Raw genomic sequence first — 26272 nt, forward strand, 5'->3', positions numbered from 1 at the left:
GGGAGTTTAGAATGGTCCCCAGTGAATCAAAACACCGATGATTATGAATATAAATCCGAGGACAAACCAAATCGCAGTTAATGGAAGCATGAATTCAACCATTTACCGTATGAAATCCCGCTGGAAGCGAGAACGCCCATTAATACGCCGGATGTCGGGTTAATGGTGTTGACAAATCCTTCACCAAACATTACGGCTTGTACAGCAACCTGACGGGTGATATGCAGCAAATCAGACAAAGGAACAAGAATTGGCATCAACACAGTGGATTCTCCGGAACCGGAAGAAATCAAAAACTGCAGAGCCACACTTCCAATAACCATACTGATCGCTCCTCCAACGGGAGGTAACGGTGCCAGAAGAGATGCTAGCGCATTCACGATGGTATCTAAGATCTTTCCATCATCCAGAATGAGGCCTACGGCTCTCGCCATACCTACAATTAACGCTCCATATACCATCTGTTGACAGCCCTTAATGAATGTCTTTGCAATGTCATGCGCACTCATCCGGGCAATTAAACCGGAAACTATTGCGATAAAAATAAACAGTCCTGCCATTTCGTTTTCTGACCATTTGTACTTCTGCGAGAATATGATAAATGCCAATAAAGCGAGACCGGAAAAGCCAGGATTCGTTTCTGACGTAATGTCATAGAAGCCGCATGGTCTGCTTCCGTTTGGTTTTCATTCACAGAATTGGGGAACGGATCCGACCCAAGTATGCTTTTGCCAGGGTCCTTTTTTATTTTACGCGCGTACCAGTAAATGTAAGCTATTGTTACAATAAGAACTGTCAGATACATCACAATACGATAGCCGATTCCGGAGAATAGCGGCAGTTCCGCAATACGCTGCGACAAACCAAGTGTTTGCGGGGCAATCACCGGCATATTCCATCCTGTATATGTGCCTAAGTAGATAAGTGCGGCACCAAAAACAGCATCTAGTTTCAATCCTCTTGCGAGTATGATCCCTAATGGTATTAAAGCAATCACAGAGTTAACTACAATCCCGGTTGTCCCTAGAACAGAAAACACCAAGGCTATCGGAATGATGAATAGAAGTAATCGATTTCGAAACTTATGCAGAGTGGTTTTTAAAAATGCATCGATTGCACCGGTTTTTTCAATAACCGCTAAAGCCCCGCTCGTAAAGAGAATAAGGAAAATAAGAGGCGCCGCTTTCACCATTCCTGTATGAATTAGGGTGAAGAAATCAACGAACCCAGTCGGATTAGACGCAACCGTATGATAGCTTCCTGGTACCGTAACTGTGATATCGCCTTTTTTACAGTTTTAAACACGCCCGCCGGAATTACATAGGTGGCAATAGCACAGACGATACAAATATAAAATAAAAGAATGTATGCATCAGGTTTTGGAAATCTTCTTTTCGTCTGTTTTTTACTAAGTCGGTTTCTTGCATGAGAGTGTATCCTCCTCTGCCGTGTTGTGTTTGCTTGGCCTATTTGATTGACATCAGGACCCGGTCTTATGGACCGAATTTTATGACAATTTGCTTCGTATCATATTGAACCCTCCCCCATTTTTTGTGTTATCCATGCACGTAATACTTCTATAGCAAAAAACATGCCAAATGGAATTTCCGCTGAAAGTACAAGTGTTTCGAATGTTTTTTTGACTTATAGATATTTTGTTGGAGATTCAACAGCCTAAAAAAGGCCTAAAAACAAACCAATAAATTCAATTATTCAATTTCAAATGTCATACATATCAGTGTAACTTGGCTTACGCCCGCGCCAAAGGCTTGGCATAAGCCAAGCTTCACTAATGAAAAAAAGGAAAGAGGGAATACCATACGGGAAAGGGGGATTTTGCTTGTCTTTCCGAGCTTGGACGAAACAGATGCGAACTCTCCTCTGGACCGGTTTCCTGTTTACTTTGGCGTATGCGCTGTCAGCCGCCTTTATCAATGTGTACCTGTGGAACCAAACCAAAAGTTTTATCCCGCTTGCGGTATTCAATGGATTGCAGTTTGCCATGATGCCTGTGATTTTTTTCCTGGCAAGTCGGCTTTGGCGGGTTGCCATTGGCACTTTTTTGCGGACGGGTATCTTTTTGCACGGCGTTTTTTATGGACTCATCCTTTTGCTGGATAACCGTCTGCCGGTGTCCGTCATGGGGATTTTACTCGGTATGGGAGCCGGTTTTTATTGGTATGCGTACAACCTGCTGGCGCTTCGTGTTACGGAACGGCATCTGCGCGGCAAATTCCAAAGCGGGGTGGGCACCAGCAATTCAATCGCGCTGGTGACCGCTCCTTTGCTGTCCGGATTCATCATCATGATGGCAAAAGAAGTAGGGTATACGTTGGTATTTGGTTTGTCATTGCTGTTTTTTGGTTTGTCGTTCTGGACCAGCCTGCGCCTGCAAAAAACGAACGAACAAGACAGGCCAATGCGGCTGTTCCGCCGTCGCCATCCCAATTGGAACCGCGTGTTGACAGGAAACTTTTTTCAGGGGTTGCGGGAGGGCGTATTCGTTTTCATTTTGTCGATCATGGTGATTATCGTAACGGGCAGCGCATGGGTGTTGGGCAAATATGTGGCGCTGACCGCCGGATTGTCGGCTGTCTCTTATTTTTTGGTCGGCCGAATGTTGAGTTGGAATCGATACAATGAATTTATGCTGATCGGATCCCTGGCTTCCAGTATAGCCCTTGTTTTGTTTCTGTTTGAGCCGAATTATTGGATTCTGCTCGTATACGGCGTAATTTCCGCTCTGTTTGCCCCGTTTTTTTTGGTGCCGTTTGGAACCAGGGTGTTTCAGGTAATTGACGAGGCGCATGAACGGTTTGAGCGGGAATATATGGTGGAACGGGAGATTGTAATAAATAGCGGTCGGGTCCTGAGTATCGCTGTGTTTGCCATCACCTATCATTATCTGCCGGAAAATACACTGCCTCTCTACCTGCTGATCGCCGGTTCCATGCAAATTCTGGCTGTTTTGTGCCTGCGAAGAGTCGGATTCCGGTTAAACGGGATGTGGGAAGATGCTTGACATTTCATGTACAATGGAGAAAAAAGAGATGAGAAGGTGACCGGCATGAGTTTCACTGCGGCAATCGAAAAATTGGACGCCGTCCGGCAAAAAGGGGTGTACCGACATTCATACTCCGCTCTCTTAACCGATCTGTACCAATTAACGATGATGTATGGCTACTATAAATCAGGCAGAATGAATCAGAAGGCCGTTTTTGAGCTGTTTTACCGCAAAAACCCGTGTGGAAACGGATTTGCGATAGCAGCCGGTCTTGAACAGGTAGTTGTATTTCTGACAGGCTTACAATTTACAGCGGAAGATATCGACTACCTGCGGTCAATTCAACTGTTTGACGAAGGGTTTCTGGAGGAATTACGCCGGTTTCGATTTACGGGAACGGTGTATGCGGTAGAAGAAGGCACTGTCGTATTTCCCTCCGTTCCACTACTCCGATTTGAAGGACGGATTTTCGAGTTGCAGTTGATCGAATCGGCTTGTCTGTCGTTTATAAACCACCAGACTCTGATTGCCACGAAAGCGGCCCGCATTGTGCAGGCAACACGCGGAGACATGTACGATCATTTGCATCAGTCGGTCGAATTTGGCTTGCGGCGAGCGCAGAATGCGGATGCGGCAACATTCGGTTCGCGTGCCGCCTTTATTGGCGGGTTTGCGGGTACAAGCAACGTGTATGCGGGACAGAATTTTGGCATTCCGGTGGTCGGCACACATTCGCACAGTTGGATTCAAAGTTTCCCCAGCGAGTTGGAAGCGTTTCGCGCTTATGCGGCCACCTATCCGGACCGGACCACACTTTTGGTGGATACATACGATACATTAAAAAGCGGCGTTCCGAATGCGATAACGGTCGCACGGGAACTGCGTGAAAAAGGGCGTGAACTGCTGGGAGTTCGCCTCGACTCGGGCGACGTGGCCTGGCTGTCGAAAGAGGTTCGTCGGATGCTGGATGCAGCCGGGTTTCCGGATGTGAAGATTTTAGCGTCAGGTGATCTGAACGAGTATGTAGTAAGAGACATGATGCTGCAAGGAGCGCGCGTCGACATATGGTGTTTTGGCACGGCCTTGATCACGGGTGATGATTGCCCGGCGCTAGGCGGTGTCTACAAACTGGTGGCAAAAGAAGAGGACGGTATGATGATTCCGAAGATCAAAGTATCGGAAAACCCTGAGAAAATCACAAATCCCGGTTATAAACGAACCGTTCGGTTGTATCTGGAAGATGGCACGGCAACCGCCGATCTCATCATGCTGGCCGATGAAAAATTGGATCCTTCTCAGCCGCTGACCTTGTTTCATCCTATCCATACATATAAACGGAAAACGATCCGAAATTTCAAAGTGGAAGAACTGCTGGTTCCCATTTTGCAAAATGGTGAAATTGTTTATGAACTGCCTGATCTGGAGCAGATCAAAAAACGCGCCGAATCCCAATTGGATAGCATGCCGCGTGAAATCAAACGACCGATCAATCCCCATTCCTATCATGTAGACCTGTCAGAAAAACTGTGGGAGCTCAAACAGCGTTTGCTGAAGGAAGCGCGCAACGGATCGATTTAAAAGATTGGGAGGGGTTCTCAAATGAAAATTGTGTTGGCGCCCGACTCTTTTAAAGGAAGCCTGACAGCAAAAGAAGTTTGCGACGCGATGGAGGAAGGGATACGGAGAGTGATTCCGGCGGCCGATATCGTCAAGATTCCGATGGCGGACGGCGGCGAGGGGACGGTACAAAGTTTGGTTGATACGACAGGCGGACAGATTTTGACCGAAGTAGTAACAGGTCCGATTGGGCAGAAGGTAACAGCGAAATACGGAATTCTTGGCGACGGACAAACGGCTGTGATTGAAATGGCGGAAGCATCCGGACTTTATTTGGTGCCTGCAGACAAACGAAACCCATTGTTGACCAGTACATACGGAACCGGTGAATTGATCCGTGCAGCGTTGGATCGGGGCTGCCGCAAGTTTATTTTGGGAATCGGCGGCAGCGCGACCAATGACGGGGGGGCCGGGATGGCGCAAGCGCTGGGTGTAAGGTTTATCGACTCGAATAATCAGGAGCTGCCTTTTGGCGGCGGCAGTTTGGATAAGCTGGAGCGACTTGACCTGTCCGCTGTCGATTCTCGTTTGGCAGAATGCTCCTTTACAGTCGCGTGTGATGTAGATAATCCGCTGACTGGACCGCAGGGGGCAAGTCATATATTCGGCCCGCAAAAAGGGGCCACACCAGAAATGATTCGTCTGTTGGACGCTAACTTAAGCCATTATGCCGCAGTTGTAGAAAAACAGTTGAACCGCTCCATTCAAAATCTGCCAGGTGCAGGAGCGGCGGGTGGACTTGGGTTTGCGATGGTTGCGTTCTTGAATGCAGTTTTAAAAAGAGGGATCGACATCGTGATCGAGGCAACCGATTTGCCCCGACAGGTAATGGGAGCCGATTTGGTACTGTCCGGGGAAGGCCAATGCGACGGGCAAACGGTGCGGGGAAAAACGCCGTTTGGCGTGGCAAAAACGGCACAAACGGCAGGCGTGCCAGTAATTCTAATTGCCGGATCAATCGGGCAGGGAGTGGAAGAACTTTACTCGCACGGGGTATGCAGTGTGTTTTCGATCGTGGATCGCCCAATGTCTCTGCAGGAGGCAATGGAAAGGGCGGTGGAGCTGATCGCCAACACTGTGGAACGTGTCATGCGAACCAGATTTTTGGCCTGATTTCATAGATAGAATATTCAAATGATTAGATACAATCAATTTTTTGAGTTTGCAAGCGCTTTCATTCATGGTATAGTATTTCTATGATGATCGTGTCATCATATCACTATATCAACTAGGAGGTCTAACACAATGCCCACATGGTCTTTTAATGCGGACCCGGCGGGAAATCTGTGGATATCCGCGCTCGTGGCTGCACTGCCGATTATTTTTCTCGGCATCGCATTGGCAGTCCTTAAAATGAAGGGTTATATTGCCGCCATTCTTACCATCATATTTGCTTCTCTGATTGCTGTCTTTTTCTATGGGATTCCTGCAAGCATTGTAGTTTCCACCGACATCCTGGGGGCCGTTACCGGGCTCGCGCCAATTGGCTACGTCGTTTTGATGGGGGTATTTCTGTACAACCTCACGGTTGAAGCCGGGCAATTTGAAATTATCAAATATTCAATTTCCAAAGTTTCTGATGACCAACGAATTCAGGCTTTATTGGTTGCGTTTTCATTCAGCGCATTTATGGAGGGAGCAGCCGGTTTCGGAACGCCTGTAGCGATTGCGGCTGCCATGTTGATTGGTATTGGCTTTCCTCCCCTGTATGCAGCGGGGCTCGCGCTGGTTGCCAACTCGATTCCGGTTGCGTTCGGTTCGATCGGGATTCCGATCACTACGGCTGGCCAAGTATCCGGAATTCACGCGGACTTGATCGGTGCGATGGTGGGAAGACAATTGCCGATTCTGACATTGATTATTCCGTTTTGGGTGGTCATGATCATGGGTGGATGGAAAGCGGCCAAAGGTGTTATACCGGCGCTGGCTGTCTCCGGAATCTCTTTCGCATTGGCACAGTTTATTGCATCCAACTATATGGGGTATCAGTCGACTGACTTAATCGCTTCCATGTTCTCGATTGTCGCATTGGTTGTTCTGATGATGTTCTGGAAACCGAAGGACAAATGGTCGTTTGAAGGGACCACGGCTGCTGCGGCAGTCAGTGACAAACACTATACAGGCGGACAGATTCTGCGCGCATGGTCCCCCTATATCATCACTTCCATCGTGATCTTGATCTGGGGCCGTGATTGGTTTAAAAATCTTTTTCCCGCTTCGAAAGCAAATGCGCCTGGCAACTGGTGGGAAATCAAGTTTAATATGGCAGGAGTCCACAACGCGATTCTGGTGGATGGGAAGGCGCAAGCAGCAACTTATGTGCTGAACTGGGTGACAGCATCTGGTACGGCTATTTTCGTTGCTTGTGTACTCGCTGCAATCGTGCTTGCGATGGGCCCGCAGCGTTTCCTGGGTGTGCTTGGCAGAACGTTCAAACAGTTGGCGCTGCCGCTTCTTTCCATCGCATGCTTCCTGGCTTATGCGGAATTGAGCAGACGTTCCGGCATGGGGAACTCGATGGGGAATGCATTGGCAAAAACCGGCGTATTGTTTGCTTTCTTCGCTCCGTTTATCGGTTATATCGGGGTGTTCCTGACTGGTTCCGATACCTCGACAAACGCATTGTTCGCAAAACTGCAGGCGTTTACAGCCAAACAGGTTCATATCAGCGACGTATTGGCGGTAGCGGCAAACTCTTCTGGCGGTTGTGCGGCGAAGATGATTTCACCGCAGTCAATTGCGGTCGGCGCAGGCGCCACCAACATGGCGGGCCAGGAAGGAAACATTCTGCGGTTTACACTGAAGCACAGCTTGATTTTCGTAACATTGATCGGTGTAATCACTTGGCTGCAGGCGTATGTGTTTACCGGAATGATTCCACATTCGTAAGAAATTAAGACTCTGCCCTGAAAGCTGCCGGATTTATCCGGCAGCACCCTCTTTTCTGCCTGCTGAGAAACATCTAATTTTAAAACATCGGGCGATGAATCGATCAGACGTTCCACCGTTAGAGAAAACGGTCATGATGAAGGTCAGTGGCGATCCCGATATTTTTTCTTATAAGTGCGGGCAGCCGTATCAATCATCCAGAATCCGACAAACGTCCAACCGTAAGCGAGTAATCCCATCGCGTAGTAGGGAAGCGATTGGCCGGATCGTTTGGCCGAAACGTATAAAATTGTCCCCGTTACCGCAAGTATCAGGGAAAAAATGAATAGCAGGGTTCTCCGCAAATCCAATTTTGACACTCCTCTCTTTCTCATCATACTGAAGTTTCCATCTGCACTCCATTAATTTTTCATTAATACAGAAGGAAAATGACAAATAATGACGAATATTGTCTTTTAAAAGCTCGACATTTCTCGTTTTTTGAAAGTGCTTCAAGCAGAAGCAATGGGGTGATGGGGTCAGTGTAAACTGAGAGGAGGAAGAGTTCTTGCAAAACCGTACGTTTTCAGACCGCTATCAACTGGTGGAGCGTCTGGAAGCTTCGGATGGGGTTGATCTCTATCGAGCTCTTGACAATTCGTTTCCCCGCAATGTATTTATCACCGTGTTTTCCGATTGTGACAGTTCAACTGCAGACTTCTTTCGTTCTCGGGCGCAATCGCTCGCCAGCCTGACACATCACCATATTATGAGCATTTTTGATATGCAATGTACGGGAGATACATGCTTTTTAATTTCCGAATATCGGGAAGGACTGACATTGCGGGAAACGATCCACCGCGGAGAAAGGTTTGCCCTGGAAGATGCGATTTTTATGGCCATGCATATTGCAAAGGCGGTGTCTTTCGCACACCAGAAGCAAGTCGTGCATGGGAATCTGTCTTCCGAAATGATATGGGTGCAGGGGCGCGATATCAAGGTTTCATTTGTATGCCCTCGAACTGCCTATACTTCCGTTGAAAGTACTGAAAAATCGGATTTGGCTTCGTTAGGGACTATATTCAAAGAGTTGTTCTCAGCGACGCCGCCGTTATACAAACCGGAACTGCATAACAAGATTTCGGAAATTATAGATCGTCTGACGGGTCAAAGGCTCCCTGTCTATGAAGATGCTTCAGATTTGGCCCATGACCTTGAGATGCTGCTTCGCAAGGATGCCAACCCCCTGTATCGTAATTTTGTGCAGGAGGAAGCGGAACAAACTCGTCCTTATTACATTACCCGCCAAGAGATGGAGGCGCTTCTGTCAGGAAAGAAGCGCGCGTTGTTTCCTCATTCATTCTACAAATTTCGATCGATCTTGAAATCGTACTTTGCTATTTTCACTGGCATTCTAACATTTATCGTTTTGACGGCCGTTCTGTCAGGATCTGAATTGGCATCTGCACCAAACGGTTCTGCGGAAAAGCAAATCATGCCTTTGTTGGAAACGGTGCCGATTACGCTGACATCAACTGCAAAAGCAACCGAAGCAACTCATTCTACTATTACGATCTCACCAAAAGAGCCGGTTTCAAAAGCGGGCAAGCCGATGAACGTGCCTGATCTGTCCGGCATGCAGATCGACGAGGCGGAAAACGTACTGCTCTCTTACAACATGCGGTACGTCTATTATGTTGTTTCTTCCGACGAGCTGCCTGGACGAGTAGTGAAGCAGGTGCAACAACCGGATTCTCTTTATAAACCGGGTGAGCGGATTATTTTTTATGTGAGCGGCGGAAAATAACGGTAAATTGTAATGCAGCATACGGTAAGAAATCGATACGATGGTTACAATGAAGAACCGATATTGACATAGAAAGGGGAATGTAATATGGATCAACGCGTTATAATTTCGATCGAATATTGTACAGCCTGAGGTTTTTTGCCCAAAACCGTCAGTGTGACGGAAGAGCTGCTTAGCAATTACACGAACAAAATTTCCGAATTAAGATTGATTCCATCCAGCGGGGGCGTATTCGAGATCAAGATCGGTGACAAATTGATCTTCTCGAAAAAAGAGTCGAACCGTTTCCCGGAACCAGGAGAAATCCTGAATTTGTCAGCGGGGCTCATCTGAATTCGATTAAATTAAAACCTTCTTCTGCCTTGTGGCGAAGAAGGTTTTTTTTAACAGCTTAGAAAGTATAAAAATGTGATATTCCATCACCATTTTTATACTTTCGGCTGTCGAAAAAGGCTTCCTCTATTAGACGCTGCTTTTTCTTGAATATGCTTCGGTAGAAGCCTTTTTTAATGATAAATTAAAGTATATCCTGTAAAATACGGTCAGCGATCCATTTGTATCCTTTGGCGTTCGGATGGAACATATCGGCTGATAAGAGCCGGGTGCCGTCCCAGGCAAACAGATCTTCTGTCGGAACAAACAGCGTATTCGGGTATTTACCCAACGCATGGACCGTTTGTTGATTCCAATCCTGCAGGATTTGTGTAGCGGTTTCGGCAGCGCTGCCCTGCAGAAGAAAAGGATTGTACAAGCCGATAAACAGTATGGCCGAGTTCGGATTCAACGACCGAATGGTAGCGACCGTTTGATCCAGAGATGCCAGATATGTATCCCTCGTCTTCTTCGCAACCTGCGGATCGGGAGATGTCACGGAGCCGACTCCCTGTGACAGATCATTGCCGCCAATCGTGATGGTGATCAGATTCGCCGAACGGATATCCTGCTGTACCTCGGGAGAGTTGACATACTGAAGTAACTCCGGTGATTTCATGCCGTTGACTCCCAGATTGGATACAATAATTTTATTTTTGGTCAATTTCTGAAGCTCGGTCGTCACATTTCCTACATATCCGAGGCCCGTTTCATCGCCTGTACCGCGTGTTAAAGAATCTCCCAGCGCAAGCAGCCGATAATCTCCGTTTACAGCGGCAGGTGAGGTTACGGGTGACTTCGTGACAGGTGTTGTCGGTTGTTTTGGTTGACCTGTCGGCGGTGTTTGTGTATTGGGCAAATTTGTTTGGGGCTGCGGCGGTGAAGACGGTTGTTTCTGAACAACGGTTCCTGTCGTGCTGGAATAGGCCATAACAGCGCCTGTACCAAGCAGGAGGATGCTGCCCAAAGAAACAGAGAAAATTGCGTACCAACCTGATTTTTTGCTTTGCACGGGTACAACCTCCAGAAGATTTGTATATCTGCAAAACTTGTAATCTGCTGCTCATTATTATATCAGAAAATCGGAAGGAGCATTTGCGGAATGGCAGAAAAGCCGGTAGTTCTGTCGGTGCAGAATCTGAAAAAGACCATTGGCGGGAAACAACTGATTCACGATATTTCGTTTGACGTACGAGCGGGGGAAGTATTCGGCTTTTTGGGACCGAATGGAGCGGGCAAAACGACCACGATTCGAATGCTGGTCGGACTGATTGCACCGACAGCCGGAACGATTCGAATATGTGATTTTGACATTCAAAAACAGTTTGTCAGTGCGATGAAGCATGTCGGCTGTATTGTGGAGAATCCGGAACTGTACGGTTTTCTATCCGGATGGGAAAATCTTGAACAGTTCGCCCGCATGACAGAAGGGGTCACCCCAGAGCGGATCAAAGAGGTGGTCAGGCAGGTACGGCTGGAGGAGCGCATTCATGACAGGGTCAAAACGTATTCGTTAGGGATGCGGCAGCGCCTCGGAATTGCACAGGCACTTCTGGCCAGACCTCAACTGCTGATTCTGGACGAGCCGACAAACGGTCTTGATCCGGTAGGAATCCGGGAACTTCGCGAGTTTGTCAGACAGTTGGTGGAAGAAGAAGGACTCAGCGTATTTATATCCAGCCATCTGCTAAGTGAAATCGAAATGATGTGCGATCGGGTGGCGATTATTCATGAAGGCCGTTCCTTATATGCGGGCACGGTGAATGGACTGACAGAGAAAAAAAACAACCAAACGGTCTGGAGGGTAAACCCTGTGGAGGCGGCGTTTGCTGTTTTAACGAGTGACCCAGAGGTGCAGGATGCCGTACTCAGGGAGGACAGCATTCGCTGTCATGTTACATCGGAGCGTATTCCCCAACTGAACGCGAAACTCGTGGAACGGGGTATAGACGTGTTCGCAATTGAACCGGTTTCCCCTTCCCTGGAAGATTTGTTCTTGGAGATTACCGGAGGTGACCGGCGTGCGTAGTTTTTTTGATTTGATGCAAAATGAAACGATCAAGCTGATCCGACGCAGGCGGTTTGTGCTGGTGATTCTGATTTTGGCGATTCTGGTTTCCTTGTTCGCATATGCCCAGCAGTTGAACCAGCAGCGTACGCTGCAACGGGTGGGGACACTCGACTGGCGCCCTGTGTTGCAGCAGCAGATAGCCGACTATGAGAGCCGCATGAAAAATGCGTTTGTGCCGGAAGATCGCAAGAAAATGTACCAACAGCGGATCGAACAGGCCCGCTATTATCTGGAGAAAAATATAAATCCGGCCGCACCGGGAACGGCTACATTTGTCAGAACGTTTATGGATTTGAGCGTATCGCTGCTGCTTCCCTTGTTGGTTGTTACATTATCGGCTGATCTTGTCTCTTCTGAATGGGGACAGGGGACCATCAAACTATTGTTGACCCGACCTGTCAGGCGATGGAAAGTGCTCGCCGCCAAATATGCGGTTTTGGTCATGTTTGTATCGCTCACGATATTGGCCGCCTTTGTGACAGCAACTCTGATCGGTGGATTTTTCTTTGGTTGGGGGGGCTGGACGATGCCGGTGGCGACCGGCTTTTCGATCGTGAACAGCCAATTGGATGCTTCCACCGCATATAATGTGCCGCAGTGGCAGTATATTTTTCGATCCTACGGATTGGGATGGTTCACCTGTCTGGTGGTTGCCACAGTGGCATTTACCATTTCGATACTGGTAAGGCAGGCTGCTGCCGCTATGGGGATCATGTTGGCAGCGTTAATCGGAGGCAATATTTTGTATGATCTGGCCAGTTCCTGGACCGGCGTCAAATATCTGTTTGTCGTAAATTTACGTATTACCGGATATCTGTCCGGTGCAGTACCGCCGATTGAAGGAATGACACTGCCTTTTTCGCTTGCTGTGCTTTTGATTTGGGGAATTGCGGCGCTTGTGATCGGTTTTGCGGTGTTTAGCAAACGGGACGTGTTGGCCTAGGAAATATTACCCTTACAAACAGATCGATTTGCTTGGTAGAATAAAGGGAGAACGATACCGGGAGGCAAATAGTGCATGGAAGCGGAGAACCAACCACAAAGCGGGAGCCGTCTGCAGTTTCTTTTTTTGATACTGTTCCTTGCCTTGGTGATACTTCTATTGCGGCTGAGTTTTATTCAACTTGGCAAAGGGGCAGAGTATCAGCAGCTGGCAGAAGAGAACCGTTACGCTCAACAGGTTTTACCCGCGCCAAGGGGACGTTTTATTGATCGGAACGGGGAAGTATTAGTGGCAAATAAGCCCTCTTTTACAATTCAATATACCGATCCGTATACGATTCACGAAAAGGAGAAGGCGCAGCAAAACATTGAAACGGTCGCTGAAAAACTGGTGCCTTTGTTAAAAGATCCGACGGAGAAGGAAAACTTGTCGAAAGAGCAGATCATTTCGATTATGAAGGGCGAAAAAGATAATTTGCCAAGGTCGGCTCCGCGCAAAATCAAGCAAAGTGCAACCGATCAACAGGTAGCGAGAATCCGGGAGCATTTGAACGAGCTGCCGGGAATTGCCGTTATTCCGGAGGCAATTCGTGACTATCGATTGAAAACGTTTGCTTCCAATGTGATTGGGTATTTGCATTCGATTCGACCTGAAAAATGGCCTGAATACAGAGATAAAGGGTATCAAATGAGTGATCTGGTCGGCAGTGACGGACTGGAACAACAGTATGAACAATACCTGAAAGGCGTTGATGGGGCTACCCGGGTGGAAGTCAATATCAATGGCGATCGTGTCGATAAAAACGCCGACTATATTGAGAAAAAGCCAATCCCTGGCAATGACGTGATTCTTACGATCGATAAAAAACTGCAGCAGGCGACCGAACAGGCTCTGGCAGAACGGGTCACAGCATTGCAAAAAGAAGGGGGCGGCAGAGTCCAGAATGCGGCTGCCGTTGCAATGGATCCGAACACCGGAGAGGTGCTCGCGATGGCGAGCTATCCGCCATACGATCCAAATGACTGGGTAGACGGGGTTATGACAAATGAAGAATACGCTAGGTACAGTCCGGGCGCCATTAACCGGGCGGTCTATCCGTTTGCTCCCGGTTCTACCGTTAAGATGCTGACGACGATGATCGGTCTGCGGGAAGGGGTAATCAAACCTGACGAGAAAATATTGTGTACGGGCGGCCTGGATCTTTCCGGCTACTATGCACTCGACTGGCTGCCGCAGGGGCACGGCTGGATAAACGGCAAAGAGGCGATCGCCGGTTCGTGCAACGTATACATGTATACGGTAGGGAAACGATTGGGCAAGCATGATTTGCTGGCGCAATACGGTGTAAAAAGCTGGATGGAAAAATATGATTACCCGGCGTTTGAAAAATTTAAAAAGTACCAGAACGAATTTGGACTGGGCGTTGAAACGGGAATCGACTTGCCGTATGAATGGGTGGGCCAATATAATTATCAACCGGAAGTGACAACCAATATGCCGTTTCTTGCGATCGGCCAAAATGTCACGTTTACTCCGATCCAGTTGGCTCAATATGTCAGCACAATCGCCAATGGCGGAAAACGGATGCAGCCTTTTTTGGCAAAAGAAATTGTAGATCCGAACGGCAATGTGATTAAAAAGACAGAACCAAAAGTATTGAATCAGGTGACATTTAGTCAGGACCTGTTGAATTACGTAAAAGACGGTATGTGGCAGGTCACACATGAACCATATGGGACCGCCTCTTATATGTTCAAGAATAAACCTTATAATGTGGCAGGCAAGACGGGAACGGCGCAAACAGGAGTCGCAGAGAATTACTGGTTTGTCGGGTATGCCCCCTATGACAATCCGAAAATTGCCATCGCAGTTGTGGTACCAGACGGACGAATTGGCGCCCACTCCTATGAGATGGCGGGACCGATTGCAGAGACAATGTTGGATACGTACTTCAATGTACCACCCAAATCGAAGCCCTAACAAAAAAATGAGAAGCCAACGACGTTCGGTTATTTGTCGTTGCAGGCGGTGCTGCATGTGGCGTGCAGCGCCGTTTTTTGCATATTACAGGATATGGTAGAATAGGTAAGACGAAGCAGGGCGGAGGTGATCGTATGCCACTAATCGGTGTCGATCTGGTAGAAATAAGAAGAATTGCCGAATCTTCGAAACGGGACTCGTTTCTGAAAAGAATTTACACGGAAAATGAGCTGCTGCTGCTGCAAGGAGTGTCAGATAGCCGCAGGCTGGAACTGCTGGCCGGCAGATTTGCCGCTAAAGAGGCAGTTTCTAAAGCGCTTGGTACGGGTATTGCAGAGCAAATCTCGTTCCGTGACATTGAAACCCTGCATGGCAGCGGTGGTGAGCCAATAGTACTCTTGTATGGGGCCGCTAAACAGAGGGCAGACCTGCTCGGAGTGACAGATGTTAAAGTAAGCATTTCGCATACCGCTGAACTGGCCATTGCATACATCTGGATGGAAACGGCTTAAGCCGAATTGCAGTTTATGTTGAAGTCGAGTTTCCGCCGTTTGATTTCCTGCATAAGCAATTCTATAAAATGCGGATCAAGTTTTAGCTCCACAGCAGTTTTATACGCTTCAATCAAATTTTCATCGGTTAAAATACGCATGAATTCATCCCCTTTATCAGATTCTATTGATGAGTCAGGTCTGACGAAGCGGGTAGTGAACTTAGAGTACCATCAGTCGGCGCGTGGAACAAGTGTTCCTGTTATCCACAAAAACGTGTGGATAATATGTAGGTGATTTGTGGATAATGTGAACACCTGTTGAAGTACAGACATCAACTTAATGTGCATAATGAGGATAAGTTATCCACAAATGCGGTATTTTGTCGCATCTTGCCGGAAAATTTCCTGTTTTTACGGAGAAAACGCCATGTCTATTCATCTTTATGCAGTGGAGGGAGCACACCAGACCAATCTTTTACAGCTTTTTTTTGCAACCTATTTTTGGTTTAGTAAAAATGTGATATGATTGTTACAAACAAATGAAATGTGTTACATAACAAATCCTAGAAGCATTTTAAGGTGTTGCTTATTTTTCAGGGGGTGGAAGAACATGAGTACAGAAGTTAAAGCAGGTTTGGAAGATGTCGTAGCTGGAACATCAGATATTTGTTTAGTGGACGGGGAAAAGGGCCGATTAGTGTATCACGGTTATGACATTAATGAGTTGTCCGGGAAAGCGTCTTTTGAAGAAGTCGTTTTTCTTTTGTGGCATGGCAAGCTTCCGAATTTGAATGAACTGAACGAATTGAACAAGGAGTTACAGAAAAATCGGGACATTCCTGCGGATGTTTTGGAACTGGTTCGTTCCTTGGCGAAAAACCCTGCCAATCCCACAGGAATGGAAATCTTGAGAACGGCGGTCAGTTATATTGGGGCTGTTGATCCCAATAAGGCGATGACTCGCGAAGCTCATTTGGCGCAAGCTGCCAAATTGATTTCTCTCTCCGCATCGTTAACCGCAGCTATTGGCCGCTTCAAGCAAGGGTTGGACTATGTTCCGCCACGCTCCGACTTGGGTCATGCAGCCAATTTCCTTTATATGTTGACTGGAAATGAACCTGATGCATTATCTGTCGAGGCGTTCGACGTTGCCCTTATTCTCCACGCTGACCACGAGTTAAACGCTTCCACATTTGCAGGACGCGTAACAGTTGCCACGTTGAGCGATCTGTATTCCGGTGTTACCTCAGCAATCGGTGCGTTAAAAGGTCCTTTGCATGGAGGAGCCAACGAAGATGTAATGCGTACGTTGATGGAAATCGACTCTGTTGAACAAACAGCCGATGCCATTAACAAAAAGCTCGAAGCAGGTGTTAAGGTTCCTGGATTTGGGCATCGCGTATACCGCAATTATGACCCGCGCGGCTTGATTTTGAAGCGATATGCAAAACAGTTGACGGAAAAAACGGGCAATACGAAATGGTTCCAAATGACGGAAATTATGGAAGATGTGGTTTTGAAATATTTCGCGGCCAAAGGGAAAGATCTTAAGTATAACGTGGATCTGTACTCTGGCAGTCTGTATAATGCGATGGGAATATCGGTCGATTTGTTTACACCGATTTTTGTGGTTAGCCGGATGTCCGGATGGACGGCTCACTTCCTGGAACAGTATGAAAACAATCGGATTATTCGTCCTCGTGCTGATTATACAGGTCCAGTCGATCTGCAATTTGTCCCTGTTGCCGACCGCAAGTAATCCGAACCGAAACCGAATAGCAAACATGATAGCTTAATCAGGCATATCATATTGGCGTAGTTTCCAGTGTGATATGCCTTTTTCACTTTTTGGCGCACCCATCAAAGGAAAGTTGTTAGCAGGTAAGTCATGTATGCCCTTGGCCGGGGCAAAATTTGAATGGAAGCATACTCTAACGATAGGAAAACCGGGTTTTTCATCAGTTGATACCATCAGGTCGGGAGGGATGAAAAAATGCCTTTAGTAGTCGTGGATCCCGGTCACGGAGGGACAGATCCAGGTGCGACGGGTAACGGATTGCAGGAAAAAGATATAAATCTGGCGGCCGGTTTGCAGCTTCGGGATGCGTTGCAGCGCTGCGGAATTCAGGTTATCATGACCCGAACAGAGGATGTACTTCCTTTAACGGGGGGTACAATTGCAGCGGATTTGACATATAGAGCAAGTCTCGCGAATCAGAATCGCTCAGATTTGTTTGTTTCGTGGCATGTCAATTCTTACAGTGATCCGAGCGTCAGCGGAGTTTCCGTTTATATCTATCCATCCACCCGGGGCACAACAACGGAAACAGTGGCGACAGCTATCGTGAATGCAATTGCGCAAGCGACAGGACAAAAAAATCGTGGCGTTTATGTAGAAGATTTTGCTGTGCTGCGGGAAACGAGTATGACGGCGGTACTAGTCGAATCCGGTTTCATAACAAACCCGCAGGAAGCGGCCCAGTTAGCATCCGCTGCTTTTCGCGCGGAACAGGCAGAGGCTGCCGCTCAAGCAATATGCCAGTTTTTTGATTTGCCGTATGTAGCGCCTGCTGCCAGTCCTGTAAGCAATCCATCGCCGTCGACAGGCGAAACGGGGGAGCAGATTCCCGATTTTGCTCAAAGTGCGGTGAATCGTGTCGTACAGGCAGGGTTGCTGGTCGGGTACCCGGACGGCACGTTTCGACCGAACCAGCCTGTCACGCGAGCGGAATTGGCAATCGTATTAACCCGTTTCTACGATTTTCTGCAATCTGGACGAACTCTTTGAAAGATCCAGTATATGATTGTCGCCAGTAAAATTCCGATGCTGTCTACTGCGACGTCAATCGGATGGCCCGTTCGGCCGGGCACAAACGTTTGATGCCATTCGTCAGAGGACGCATACAAAAGGCAAATCAACACCGTCCACAGATAGATTTTTCCGCGTGACAGACGAGTATGACGTAACGTTTGCTGCCAGAGAAAAGCGAGAATCGCGTATTCAGTCACATGGCCGAGTTTCCGGATGAAAAACTCCAGCATGTCGTACGGAGTCTGCCAGCTGTACCGGGCGCCGTCATAAACAAAAGCAATGTGCGGAAGCCACAGCATCAAACTTTGGGAGGAAAACCAAACCGCCAGTTGCGGCCGAAGATCTTGTTGCTGATACGTTTCGGCCGATTTTGCAAAGATTAACAGCATAAACAAAATGGATGCGATGAACCAAAGATTTCGTTTTACGTTTTTTTGCATAAGACCCACTTCCTTGGGTTCATCATATCAAAAAAAGGACAGGAGCACCTGTCCTTTTGCAATTTGAAAAGAATTAATGTTGCGGCTGGCTCGGTTCCGAAATTTCGGAGAGCGCATAACCGGCTTCATTTTCATGAATATTGATGGTGGCCAAGTCACCAATTGCCACGATACCGACCAACGTTCCGTTGTCTATGATCGGTAAACGGCGAATTTGGTGCTCGGCCATCAAATCGGCCGCTTCATGGGCATCCATGTCAGGGGTACCTGTAATAACTGCACTGGTCATGCAGCTTTGGACGCGGGTGGTGTTGACATCTTTGCCCTCTGCCACAACATTCAGACAGATGTCGCGGTCAGTCACCACACCAACCAGTTTATCCCCTTGAGTTACCGGGACGATTCCGACATCAATGTTGCGCATCAACTTGGCCGCATCCAACACTGTATCCTGAGGGTCACATGTACGTACGTTTTTCGTCATAATTTCATGCAACTTCATCGAATCGCCTCCTCATAAGATGTGAAACGAAACGTGATTGACGAATTCATTCGTCGATAAGTAGGATAAGCTATTCCGCCTTTTTATATACGCCGGTAAAAACTCCCCAGCCGCCAACCGTGAGAAACAGGACGATTTCAATCGTTTCCAGGCGAATTCCCAATAACGCAGGCTGAAAGATGCTGAACAAACCGAACAGCAAGCTTAGCATGCCGATACAAATGGCGTACAGATCGTTTTTTTGGTTGGCGACCGCTGCCAGCCCAAGGATTCCCAACATCAGATATATGATATTTTGGATACGGTCGAATTGGATCAGACCAAGCAATTCCTGTTTAAAAAATCCGATTGTGCCAAGCACTACAAACAGCCACCCGACCACCCGCGCATAGGTTACAGTCATTTACAACACTCCTCTCTCTACTGCATACATACGCCGATTCGGTCAAGCACATTCCGGTTGCTTCTGAATTCACTTTTCCGAACAGGGAAGAATAGTGAGTGGAGGTGAGGAATCATGACTGATGTAAATCCCCCGTTGCGCGAGAAAGATGCTCCCTGGCGTGACACACCGCTTGATCACTGGAGCACGGATGTGGATCCGGCCATCATGTCGGGTGATGAGTGGGTAGATAATGAACATGATCCCGGATCGGAGAGAATGGAAAATCAGCACTTGCTGTCAGGTGAAGTGAAGTCGCCGATGGCTCCGTTTATGCATCCCACACATGATGTAACATACGGGAATGACTAAAATGCCAGATGACAACAAACGGAAGCAGATAAAAGCCCGCATTCGCGGGCTTTATTTCATTTCCTCATTTTCGCCTGGATTGCAGTTCCCATCGCCGCAAATGGGGAGCCGGGTCGACCGCATAGCTCCTTGTTCCATTATCAAAATACATGCCATAGTGCAAATGGGGAGCAAATTTTCCCGATGTTCCCGGTTTCCCGTAACCGGAAGAGCCAACATAGCCGATCACTTGACCGGGCGTTACGATGCTTCGTGTCTGAATCCCTTTGGCGTAAGCGGATAAATGCGCGTAGTAATGATACACATTGTTCAGATCACGAATGCCGATTCGCCACCCGCCAAATTTGTTCCATCCTTTCATTTCGACATACCCGTAACTGGTAGCCACTACAGGAGTTCCGTAATCGGCGAATATGTCGGTGCCTTCGTGCATCCGGCGGCCACCCCAACCGCGTTTGTCGCCCCATGTGCTGCGGTAACTGTAATTGTACCGGTTGGGAATCGGGAACGCCTTTTGGCTTAAATCGGCCGTGGAAAATTGGTTGTAAATACGGGCGAATGCGACCACCCGATCAACAACCATCGTATCTTCATACCGATTCCATAAAGAGATTTGAATGTCATCTTCTGTCAGTCCATTGGATCGCAAAAGATTGGCCAGTGAATAAATCACATCGGTTTGATTGGTTGGATCCGCGATTCCATCCTTGTTGCCATCCCGCCCGATGCCGTGAAAAACACGGATGGTACCCTCGTCCCGATCCAATTGATTCGGGTTCATGGGGCCGCACCAATCCTGCGCGGGAATCTGCACGGCTGACTGCCCGGATGTCAGTTTCTTTTTGTTGTGAATGCTTGATTCGTATTGATAGATGGCGGCAATATAGAACCATGGGATATTTGTTTGGGCAGCCACTTTACGAAATTCCTGAGCCGGGTCAGTCAGCTGCGGTACTTCCCCTGTTTCCGCCGCCTGAAGAGGCAATACGGTGAACCCTAACACACAGCACATGCAAAGGAATAAAAATCGAGCAGTCCTCATCCGGTACATCCCCTTACGCATAAGACTTGGTTTTCGCAATGACTGGAAACGAAAACAGGAGAATGATAGAATCAGGAATAGCGTCCATTTTAACCATACTTTAGGGAGTGTCATCAAACGATGGAATACAGTGCACAATCGAAACAATTGTTGGAAGAACTGCTGTCGCCTATCCCTTTCTTTGTCCGTCCGATGGCAAAGAAAATGATCGAAAAAAAAGTAAATGAGATTGCCGCCGAACGAGGACATAGTGAAATCGAACAGGATGATGTAATCTGCGGCTATATTTTAGCTGGCGAAAATAAAGACAAAGACAAAATCAAACAATTTCTGGCCAGTAAAGGAATTGACGTAAGCCTTTACCAAGAACTGTTCGACTAGAATACATTCTCGTTAACGAGAGTCGCTTGTCCACCACAAGCCGCCTTCGCCGATCGCATTGATCTGTACAAATCGGGTGTCGGTGCCCGGACGGACAATGATAAAACCGCGGGACTGTTTTACATCCACCTTGACTTTCGTTGTGTCCCGAAAATACGCTTCGATTCCGGTGATGTAAGGATTGTATACCATGCCAAACAGTACGCCGTTATCAGGGTCCCAACGGTTTCCCGCGATGATCGTATTATAGGACACCAAGTTTGTCTTAGGGTCGCCAGAAACAATAGGGAGCCGTTCCAAAATGCGGACCGATCCTCCTTGTTTGGTGACGACAGCCAATCCGTCATTGTTTGGCATGCTGAACAACACATAGGATACTTTTTTCGTGTGCGCGGTCTGTGTGATTTTAAGAGGTCTTTCATCCAATGTTTTAATTTTAATGTCGTTTCGCAACTGCTGTTCGACTGCTGGAATATCCGAATCGCTGATGGGTCCTTGTTCACCTACCGCCTGTATATTGAGGCCTTTTGCTTTTGGTGCCGTTTGATTGGGAGTGCCGCAGCCTGTCAACATAACCATCGCGAGTCCGATTAATAATGATGGAACGTAACGCAAAATAAGCCCCCCTAGGAGTTTCTTACCAGTTAGAATCTCCGAAAGGGGGGCTGCTGATTCAGTTTTTTTTCAGGATACCGCTTTTTTCAATACGGGCAACCACTTCTTGCAGTTTTTCCTCCGGCTGTACTAGCGCGATTCGTACATATCCTTCACCCTGTTCGCCAAATCCCACACCCGGTACGACTGCCACGCCTGTTTGGGCAAGCAGTTCCTTTGTGAATTTACGAGATGTCATTGGAATGGGGATTTTTGCCCATACAAACATAGTGGCTTGCGGTTTTGGAATGTCCCAGCCGATTCGTTTCAGTCCGTCCAGCAATACGTCACGTCTTTTGCGATACGTTTCGGACATATGCGCTGTATGCGACGGGTCGCCGGTCAAGGCAGCCGCTCCCGCTTTTTGAACAGCGGTAAATACGCCGTAATCGATGTTTGATTTTACAACTGCCAGTGCTTGTAATGCTTCCCGATTTCCTGCTGCATATCCGATTCGGCAGCCTGCCATGTTAAAGCTTTTGGAAAGGGAGTGGAATTCCACCGCCACATCTTTCGCTCCGTCAATCTGCAGAATGCTGATCGGTTTGAATCCGTCAAACGCCAGTTCCGAATACGCAATATCGCTCACAATCAAAATGTCATACAGTTTAGCGAAAGAGACCGCCTGTTCGTAAAAAGACCGTTCGGCCACAGCGGTGACCGGATTGTTCGGATAGTTCAAAATCATATATTTGGCCCGCTGAGCCACTTCTGGTGGAATTTTTGAAAAGTCCGGAAGAAAATCATTCGTTTCCAAAAGCGGCATCAGATAGGGACGTCCATCAGCCAAGTGAATGCTGACTTCGTAGATCGGATAGCCTGGGTCAGGGACCAGTACATAGTCGCCCGGGTCGACCAGAGTAAGCGACAGATGGGACAGTCCGTCTTGCGAACCCATTAAAGCCATACATTCGGTGGAGGGGTCTAACTCGACGTCAAATCGTTTTTTATACCAGTCGGCTACCGCCTGACGAAAGAACGGGCTTCCTTCTGAAGTGGGGTACCCATAAACAGAAGGATCACAAACCGCTTCCGTTAACGCTTCGATTACATGCGGCGGCGGCGGCAAATCGGGGGACCCGATCCCCAAATCAATCACTTCCGTTCCGTTTGCACGCAATTGTTGTTTTAACTGATTCAACTCAAAAAACATGGCGGAACTAAATCGTTCCAGCCGTCGAGAAACCTGCATATTCATTTTTACCCCCGCTCATTTCGTAAGAAGCTTACGACCACATCGATTTGAGCTGACCGTATTTGCTCATGATTTTTTCGAATAGTTCAGGATCGTCTTTCTTCAACCGATTGCGTGCTTTTTCCCATGCAATCGCTTCCGGTCCATAAATATCTTTCGCCAGATCCCATAATTCCGTGTCACACTCACGAACCTGTTCCCACATTAAATTGACCACTTCAAATGTATCCGGTTGTGCGCCTGGTTCCCAGATTCGCTGTGGAAAAATCGCTTCCATCAGCGTCAGGAAGTTGAACTGGAGAATGTAATGCAATTCGACGCTTACGGGTGCTACAGAACGTGCCGTTTGCAGGCGCATGCGTTCTGTCGGGTCGTTCGTTTCCGGATCGATGCCGTGTACCAGCATTTTGTAGGTGTCCAAATGGCGTTGACCAATTTCCTGAAGTTCAGGCGCATCAATGGGCGGTATAAAGTAATGGGCTTCGTTCGCCCGCAGACCGCCGCATGCCCTCACTTCCGCAGTCGTATAGGTAATCAGATGGTCATACACCACTTTCGTTGTCCGGAATTCAAATTTGACATGCTCGCCGCGAAATACGGACGTATGCCCCATTTTTAGCATATTCAAAGGCCTTTTCACGTTCTCCTCATCCATTTTACCCAAAAAAACGGCCGCATTCTTGGCGAGAGAAAGGCGATCCGGGTCGGTATAGCGCAAAATTTTTACTTGCGGTTTTCTCCGTTTATCCATCGTTGTACCTCCAGTTAAAGATGCTCTACCTAAAATTCGATACCGCTCGACAGATTCCTTTCTCATTTCCGAATGGAAACATAAGGTCTTTTCTATTTGTCCAACATGTGAAATACTACTCGCAGGGAGGCGAGTCATGTGGTACTGGTTTTTTTGGCAAGTTTATTAAAAATTATTATCATAAATTTGGTGCTTAGCGGAGATAACGCCATTGTGATCGCGCTCGCATGCCGAAACCTGCAGGAGGACCAGCGGAAGAAAGCGGTTTGGTATGGGACGCTAGGGGCGGTCATATTACGTATATTGTTGACATTTGTAGTTGTGGAGATTTTGAAAATCCCGTTCCTGATGGTGATCGGGGGAGCGCTCTTAATCTGGATTGCGTTTAAACTGCTTCTCAGTAAAGAGGAAGAGCAGGAAGTCAAGGCGAGGGATAATTTATGGGGAGCCGTGCGTACCGTTATCATGGCCGACCTGATTATGAGTTTGGACAATGTGTTGGCAGTAGCGGCAGCTGCAGAAGGCAGCGTTTTGCTGCTGGCGATCGGGATTGCGATCAGTATTCCGCTGATCGTATGGGGAAGTACGCTGATTTTGAAAATGATGGACCGTTTCCCCTTTATTCTTTATATTGGCGCAGGAATTCTTGCCTACACGGCGGGGCAAATGATTCTGGATGATCATTGGGTGTATCGTGCGGTGAAGGAAATACCGGGTATTCATTATATACTGCCTGCCGTAACTGCCGTTTTGGTTCTGCTACTGGCCTATGCGCTGAATAAGCGGCAGGTGGACGGTGTGAAACAAAAGCAAGCGGAGAATATCTAAAAGTCGGAAGAGGGGTTTCTTGGGATGTCAGAAATTGTATATGAAACAAGCAATCAGGTTGCCGTCATTCGTATAAATCGTCCGGAAGCCAGCAATGCAGTCAACTCGCAAGTAATGGCGGAATTGCCGGAAGCGCTTGAACGTGCGGCGAATGACGCCAGTGTGCGTGCCGTTTTGATTACCGGCACCGGAGATCGTTCGTTTGTAGCGGGCGGAGATTTGAAGGAATTTCATGATACCCTGCACAGCGCCGAAGATGTCTACAAAAAATGGTCGGTCATGCGGCAGATTTTATACCGGATCGCCACATTCAACAAACCCGTGGTTGCTGGATTAAACGGAGCGGTTCGCGGTGGTGGCGCGGAATTGGCGATGGCCTGCCATTTTCGGGTGGCATCCTCGAAAGCTTCAATTGGGTTTGTGCAGGTTAAATTGGGAATCTCACCCGGTTGGGGCGGGGCCGCGTTACTTGCGAGAACAGTCGGCATGCAGCGGGCGCGCTGGTTATTGCTGAGCGGTCAAGTACTTGAGGCGGCGGAGGCAGAAGGATTGGGACTTGTGGATCGGGTGGTTTCGTCTCTCACATTTATGCCGGATGCGTTGCAGTTTGCCGGCGAGTTGGCCGCCAATCCACCTGATGCCGTACAGGGGATTTTGGAAATGATGCGTACCGCTGAAAAATTGGACTTGGCTGCCTCAATGGAACTGGAAAGCCGATTGTGTGCGTCTCTCTGGAATTCGGAGCCTCATCAGGCGGCGATCGACAGATTTTTGAAAAAGAGGAAATAACATTCCATACAGGGAGGGATTGGGATGGAAACCATGGGACGGCATGTGATCGCGGAGCTTTGGGGATGCGATCCGAAAAAGCTGAATAACATCAAGTTGGTGGAACAGATCATGGTGGAGGCAGCACTGGAAGCAGGAGCAGAAGTGCGGGAAGTGACTTTTCATAAATTTTCACCGCTTGGAGTCAGCGGTGTAGTGATCATTTCGGAGTCCCATTTGACGATTCACAGTTTTCCGGAACACGGATATGCCAGTGTAGATGTGTATACTTGCGGTGACCGGATTGATCCCAAAGTGGCATGCGACGTCATTACTGACGCTTTGGGCTGTCACAGACGAGAGTGGATCCAGATTGAACGCGGGGAAGGTTTTACGGGCGCTTTTCAAGAACATGTTGAAATTCTGCCCGCCGTTGTCCACTCAAATGACTAGATTTTTGGCTTGTTTCTCCTCTTGCAGTCTTGTGGAAAGCCGGGTATAATAAAGCTTGTTTTCGTGGTGTCGCACCAATGGAATCGCAATGGCAGCGACTATAAAAGCGAATGTGTAAGGAATATGGGGCGTTAGCGCAGTTGGTAGCGCGTCACACTGGCAGTGTGAAGGTCAGGGGTTCGAATCCCCTACGCTCCACCACACAGGCCCGTCCGGTATATCCGTTACGGGCTATCCTTAATAAGGCGCCATAGCCAAGTGGTAAGGCAGAGGTCTGCAAAACCTCTATGCCCCGGTTCGAATCCGGGTGGCGCCTCCAAGTAAAAACGCAACGTAGGCATTTGAACGTCCTGTTCTTCGCCGGAGTGGTGGAATGGCAGACACAAGGGACTTAAAATCCCTCGGGTGTATAACCCGTACCGGTTCGAGTCCGGTCTCCGGCACCAACTAGACCATGCGATTTTGCAGTCGTATTGGCTGCAACCCTTCTTTATTGAAGTAAAGAGTATGGATATTTAAGTTGTATTAACGAGCTAA

27 protein-coding genes, 3 tRNA genes and 1 pseudogene are annotated in these 26272 nt (G+C 47.9%); 20 read left to right on the plus strand and 11 right to left on the minus strand.

Going from position 1 to position 26272, the window contains the following annotated elements; translation table 11 throughout:
- Nucleotides 1-6 precede the first annotated feature (6 nt).
- Nucleotides 7-1437: pseudogene (locus skT53_RS15480) on the minus strand (YfcC family protein).
- A 403-nt stretch (nt 1438-1840) separates the two neighbouring features.
- Between skT53_RS15480 and skT53_RS15485 the strand changes: the two are divergent.
- From skT53_RS15485 to skT53_RS15500, 4 genes are all read left to right on the plus strand, one after another.
- The gene (locus skT53_RS15485; protein WP_200758670.1) at nt 1841-3022 is read left to right on the plus strand and encodes an MFS transporter; all 1182 of its coding nucleotides are present in this window, start codon (nt 1841-1843) and stop codon (nt 3020-3022) included.
- Between the two features lie 45 nt (nt 3023-3067).
- Nucleotides 3068-4582: a nicotinate phosphoribosyltransferase gene (locus skT53_RS15490; protein WP_200758672.1), complete on the plus strand. Its 1515-nt coding sequence runs from the start codon at nt 3068-3070 to the stop codon at nt 4580-4582.
- A 21-nt stretch (nt 4583-4603) separates the two neighbouring features.
- A complete protein-coding gene (locus tag skT53_RS15495; RefSeq protein WP_200758674.1) occupies nt 4604-5734 on the plus strand; it encodes a glycerate kinase in 1131 nt (376 codons plus the stop codon).
- A gap of 132 nt (nt 5735-5866) precedes the next feature.
- Nucleotides 5867-7510 carry an L-lactate permease gene (locus skT53_RS15500; RefSeq protein WP_200758676.1) on the plus strand — a complete coding sequence of 548 codons (1644 nt, stop codon included), beginning with the start codon at nt 5867-5869 and terminating at the stop codon, nt 7508-7510.
- Nucleotides 7511-7653: 143 nt separating this feature from the next.
- Here skT53_RS15500 and skT53_RS15505 read toward each other — a convergent pair whose 3' ends face one another.
- The gene (locus skT53_RS15505) at nt 7654-7860 is read right to left on the minus strand and encodes a hypothetical protein (protein ID WP_200758678.1); all 207 of its coding nucleotides are present in this window, start codon (nt 7858-7860) and stop codon (nt 7654-7656) included.
- 197 nt (nt 7861-8057) lie between these two features.
- Between skT53_RS15505 and skT53_RS15510 the strand changes: the two genes are divergently transcribed.
- Together skT53_RS15510 and skT53_RS15515 are read left to right on the plus strand one after the other, a co-directional pair.
- A complete protein-coding gene (locus skT53_RS15510) occupies nt 8058-9296 on the plus strand; it encodes a protein kinase (protein ID WP_200758688.1) in 1239 nt (412 codons plus the stop codon).
- A gap of 87 nt (nt 9297-9383) precedes the next feature.
- A complete protein-coding gene (locus tag skT53_RS15515; RefSeq protein WP_318978567.1) occupies nt 9384-9629 on the plus strand; it encodes a SelT/SelW/SelH family (seleno)protein in 246 nt (81 codons plus the stop codon).
- 184 nt (nt 9630-9813) lie between these two features.
- On the opposite strand, the gene skT53_RS15520 is transcribed toward skT53_RS15515, so the two are convergent.
- The gene (locus skT53_RS15520) at nt 9814-10680 is read right to left on the minus strand and encodes a GDSL-type esterase/lipase family protein (RefSeq protein ID WP_200758692.1); all 867 of its coding nucleotides are present in this window, start codon (nt 10678-10680) and stop codon (nt 9814-9816) included.
- 90 nt (nt 10681-10770) lie between these two features.
- Here skT53_RS15520 and skT53_RS15525 point away from each other — a divergent pair, with 90 nt between their 5' ends.
- From skT53_RS15525 to acpS, 4 genes are all read left to right on the plus strand, one after another.
- Nucleotides 10771-11697, plus strand: a complete 927-nt coding sequence (locus skT53_RS15525; protein WP_200758694.1) for an ABC transporter ATP-binding protein — start codon at nt 10771-10773, stop codon at nt 11695-11697.
- A 13-nt stretch (nt 11698-11710) separates the two neighbouring features.
- On the plus strand, nt 11711-12682 hold the full coding sequence (locus skT53_RS15530; RefSeq protein ID WP_200761020.1) for an ABC transporter permease subunit: 972 nt from the start codon (nt 11711-11713) through the stop codon (nt 12680-12682).
- A gap of 75 nt (nt 12683-12757) precedes the next feature.
- On the plus strand, nt 12758-14662 hold the full coding sequence (mrdA, locus tag skT53_RS15535) for a penicillin-binding protein 2 (RefSeq protein WP_200758696.1): 1905 nt from the start codon (nt 12758-12760) through the stop codon (nt 14660-14662).
- 134 nt (nt 14663-14796) lie between these two features.
- On the plus strand, nt 14797-15174 hold the full coding sequence (acpS, locus tag skT53_RS15540) for a holo-ACP synthase (RefSeq protein WP_200758698.1): 378 nt from the start codon (nt 14797-14799) through the stop codon (nt 15172-15174).
- Here acpS and sda read toward each other — a convergent pair.
- Complete coding sequence (gene sda / locus skT53_RS15545; RefSeq protein ID WP_200758700.1) at nt 15171-15314, minus strand: sporulation histidine kinase inhibitor Sda; 144 nt, start codon at nt 15312-15314, stop codon at nt 15171-15173. The genes acpS and sda overlap by 4 nt on opposite strands.
- 451 nt (nt 15315-15765) lie before the next feature.
- On the opposite strand from sda, the gene skT53_RS15550 reads away from it, so the two are divergent.
- Both skT53_RS15550 and skT53_RS15555 read left to right on the plus strand, forming a co-directional pair.
- Nucleotides 15766-16914, plus strand: coding sequence for a citrate/2-methylcitrate synthase (locus skT53_RS15550; protein ID WP_200758702.1), 1149 nt, complete (start codon nt 15766-15768; stop codon nt 16912-16914).
- A gap of 234 nt (nt 16915-17148) precedes the next feature.
- Entirely contained in the window at nt 17149-17943 is a 795-nt protein-coding gene (locus skT53_RS15555; RefSeq protein WP_200758704.1) for an N-acetylmuramoyl-L-alanine amidase, read from the plus strand.
- Here the strand turns inward: skT53_RS15555 and skT53_RS15560 are convergent.
- From skT53_RS15560 to skT53_RS15570, 3 genes are all read right to left on the minus strand, one after another.
- Nucleotides 17910-18407 carry a VanZ family protein gene (locus skT53_RS15560; protein ID WP_200758706.1) on the minus strand — a complete coding sequence of 166 codons (498 nt, stop codon included), beginning with the start codon at nt 18405-18407 and terminating at the stop codon, nt 17910-17912. The two genes, skT53_RS15555 and skT53_RS15560, sit on opposite strands and share 34 nt — an antisense overlap.
- A gap of 73 nt (nt 18408-18480) precedes the next feature.
- On the minus strand, nt 18481-18909 hold the full coding sequence (locus tag skT53_RS15565; protein ID WP_200758708.1) for a CBS domain-containing protein: 429 nt from the start codon (nt 18907-18909) through the stop codon (nt 18481-18483).
- 70 nt (nt 18910-18979) lie between these two features.
- Nucleotides 18980-19312, minus strand: coding sequence for a hypothetical protein (locus skT53_RS15570; protein WP_200758710.1), 333 nt, complete (start codon nt 19310-19312; stop codon nt 18980-18982).
- Nucleotides 19313-19426: 114 nt separating this feature from the next.
- Here skT53_RS15570 and skT53_RS15575 point away from each other — a divergent pair, with 114 nt between their 5' ends.
- On the plus strand, nt 19427-19663 hold the full coding sequence (locus skT53_RS15575; RefSeq protein WP_200758713.1) for a DUF3905 domain-containing protein: 237 nt from the start codon (nt 19427-19429) through the stop codon (nt 19661-19663).
- A gap of 64 nt (nt 19664-19727) precedes the next feature.
- On the opposite strand, the gene skT53_RS15580 is transcribed toward skT53_RS15575, so the two are convergent.
- Nucleotides 19728-20705, minus strand: a complete 978-nt coding sequence (locus tag skT53_RS15580; RefSeq protein WP_200758715.1) for a M23 family metallopeptidase — start codon at nt 20703-20705, stop codon at nt 19728-19730.
- Nucleotides 20706-20825: 120 nt separating this feature from the next.
- Between skT53_RS15580 and skT53_RS15585 the strand changes: the two genes are divergently transcribed.
- Nucleotides 20826-21086 carry a DUF2621 family protein gene (locus skT53_RS15585; protein WP_200758717.1) on the plus strand — a complete coding sequence of 87 codons (261 nt, stop codon included), beginning with the start codon at nt 20826-20828 and terminating at the stop codon, nt 21084-21086.
- 12 nt (nt 21087-21098) lie between these two features.
- Here the strand turns inward: skT53_RS15585 and skT53_RS15590 are convergent, their stop codons facing one another.
- The 3 genes from skT53_RS15590 to skT53_RS15600 are packed head-to-tail and all read right to left on the minus strand — an operon-like array spanning nt 21099 to nt 23686.
- Nucleotides 21099-21701, minus strand: coding sequence for an LPS-assembly lipoprotein LptE (locus tag skT53_RS15590; RefSeq protein WP_200758719.1), 603 nt, complete (start codon nt 21699-21701; stop codon nt 21099-21101).
- Nucleotides 21702-21759: 58 nt separating this feature from the next.
- A complete protein-coding gene (locus tag skT53_RS15595) occupies nt 21760-22938 on the minus strand; it encodes an LL-diaminopimelate aminotransferase (protein WP_200758721.1) in 1179 nt (392 codons plus the stop codon).
- A 28-nt stretch (nt 22939-22966) separates the two neighbouring features.
- A complete protein-coding gene (locus skT53_RS15600; RefSeq protein WP_200758728.1) occupies nt 22967-23686 on the minus strand; it encodes an FAD-dependent thymidylate synthase in 720 nt (239 codons plus the stop codon).
- A gap of 138 nt (nt 23687-23824) precedes the next feature.
- Between skT53_RS15600 and skT53_RS15605 the strand changes: the two genes are divergently transcribed.
- The 6 genes from skT53_RS15605 to skT53_RS15630 all read left to right on the plus strand — a co-directional run bounded on the left by skT53_RS15605 (nt 23825) and on the right by skT53_RS15630 (nt 26181).
- Nucleotides 23825-24514, plus strand: coding sequence for a TerC family protein (locus skT53_RS15605; protein WP_200758729.1), 690 nt, complete (start codon nt 23825-23827; stop codon nt 24512-24514).
- A 24-nt stretch (nt 24515-24538) separates the two neighbouring features.
- The gene (locus skT53_RS15610; RefSeq protein WP_200758730.1) at nt 24539-25303 is read left to right on the plus strand and encodes an enoyl-CoA hydratase/isomerase family protein; all 765 of its coding nucleotides are present in this window, start codon (nt 24539-24541) and stop codon (nt 25301-25303) included.
- Between the two features lie 24 nt (nt 25304-25327).
- Nucleotides 25328-25735: an adenosylmethionine decarboxylase gene (gene speD / locus skT53_RS15615; protein WP_200758731.1), complete on the plus strand. Its 408-nt coding sequence runs from the start codon at nt 25328-25330 to the stop codon at nt 25733-25735.
- Between the two features lie 125 nt (nt 25736-25860).
- Nucleotides 25861-25936 (plus strand) — tRNA-Ala (locus skT53_RS15620).
- A gap of 43 nt (nt 25937-25979) precedes the next feature.
- A tRNA-Cys gene (locus tag skT53_RS15625) sits at nt 25980-26054 on the plus strand.
- A 40-nt stretch (nt 26055-26094) separates the two neighbouring features.
- Nucleotides 26095-26181 (plus strand) — tRNA-Leu (locus skT53_RS15630).
- Nucleotides 26182-26272: the final 91 nt, after the last annotated feature.

The sequence above is a fragment of the Effusibacillus dendaii genome, from assembly GCF_015097055.1.
Lineage (GTDB): Bacteria > Bacillota > Bacilli > Tumebacillales > Effusibacillaceae > Effusibacillus > Effusibacillus dendaii.

Excerpts from the sequence above, each read along its gene's own strand:
- sda (WP_200758700.1), bottom strand. The coding sequence starts at position 15,314 with ATGCGTATTTTAACCGATGAAAATTTGATTGAAGCGTATAAAACTGCT.
- skT53_RS15580 (WP_200758715.1), bottom strand. The coding sequence starts at position 20,705 with ATGAGGACTGCTCGATTTTTATTCCTTTGCATGTGCTGTGTGTTAGGG.
- skT53_RS15490 (WP_200758672.1), top strand. The coding sequence starts at position 3,068 with ATGAGTTTCACTGCGGCAATCGAAAAATTGGACGCCGTCCGGCAAAAA.
- skT53_RS15570 (WP_200758710.1), bottom strand. The coding sequence starts at position 19,312 with ATGACTGTAACCTATGCGCGGGTGGTCGGGTGGCTGTTTGTAGTGCTT.
- skT53_RS15585 (WP_200758717.1), top strand. The coding sequence starts at position 20,826 with ATGGAATACAGTGCACAATCGAAACAATTGTTGGAAGAACTGCTGTCG.
- skT53_RS15575 (WP_200758713.1), top strand. The coding sequence starts at position 19,427 with ATGACTGATGTAAATCCCCCGTTGCGCGAGAAAGATGCTCCCTGGCGT.
- speD (WP_200758731.1), top strand. The coding sequence starts at position 25,328 with ATGGAAACCATGGGACGGCATGTGATCGCGGAGCTTTGGGGATGCGAT.
- skT53_RS15565 (WP_200758708.1), bottom strand. The coding sequence starts at position 18,909 with ATGAAGTTGCATGAAATTATGACGAAAAACGTACGTACATGTGACCCT.
- skT53_RS15495 (WP_200758674.1), top strand. The coding sequence starts at position 4,604 with ATGAAAATTGTGTTGGCGCCCGACTCTTTTAAAGGAAGCCTGACAGCA.
- acpS (WP_200758698.1), top strand. The coding sequence starts at position 14,797 with ATGCCACTAATCGGTGTCGATCTGGTAGAAATAAGAAGAATTGCCGAA.
- skT53_RS15500 (WP_200758676.1), top strand. The coding sequence starts at position 5,867 with ATGCCCACATGGTCTTTTAATGCGGACCCGGCGGGAAATCTGTGGATA.
- skT53_RS15610 (WP_200758730.1), top strand. The coding sequence starts at position 24,539 with ATGTCAGAAATTGTATATGAAACAAGCAATCAGGTTGCCGTCATTCGT.
- skT53_RS15550 (WP_200758702.1), top strand. The coding sequence starts at position 15,766 with ATGAGTACAGAAGTTAAAGCAGGTTTGGAAGATGTCGTAGCTGGAACA.
- skT53_RS15525 (WP_200758694.1), top strand. The coding sequence starts at position 10,771 with ATGGCAGAAAAGCCGGTAGTTCTGTCGGTGCAGAATCTGAAAAAGACC.
- mrdA (WP_200758696.1), top strand. The coding sequence starts at position 12,758 with ATGGAAGCGGAGAACCAACCACAAAGCGGGAGCCGTCTGCAGTTTCTT.
- skT53_RS15560 (WP_200758706.1), bottom strand. The coding sequence starts at position 18,407 with ATGCAAAAAAACGTAAAACGAAATCTTTGGTTCATCGCATCCATTTTG.
- skT53_RS15555 (WP_200758704.1), top strand. The coding sequence starts at position 17,149 with ATGCCTTTAGTAGTCGTGGATCCCGGTCACGGAGGGACAGATCCAGGT.
- skT53_RS15600 (WP_200758728.1), bottom strand. The coding sequence starts at position 23,686 with ATGGATAAACGGAGAAAACCGCAAGTAAAAATTTTGCGCTATACCGAC.
- skT53_RS15595 (WP_200758721.1), bottom strand. The coding sequence starts at position 22,938 with ATGAATATGCAGGTTTCTCGACGGCTGGAACGATTTAGTTCCGCCATG.
- skT53_RS15530 (WP_200761020.1), top strand. The coding sequence starts at position 11,711 with ATGCAAAATGAAACGATCAAGCTGATCCGACGCAGGCGGTTTGTGCTG.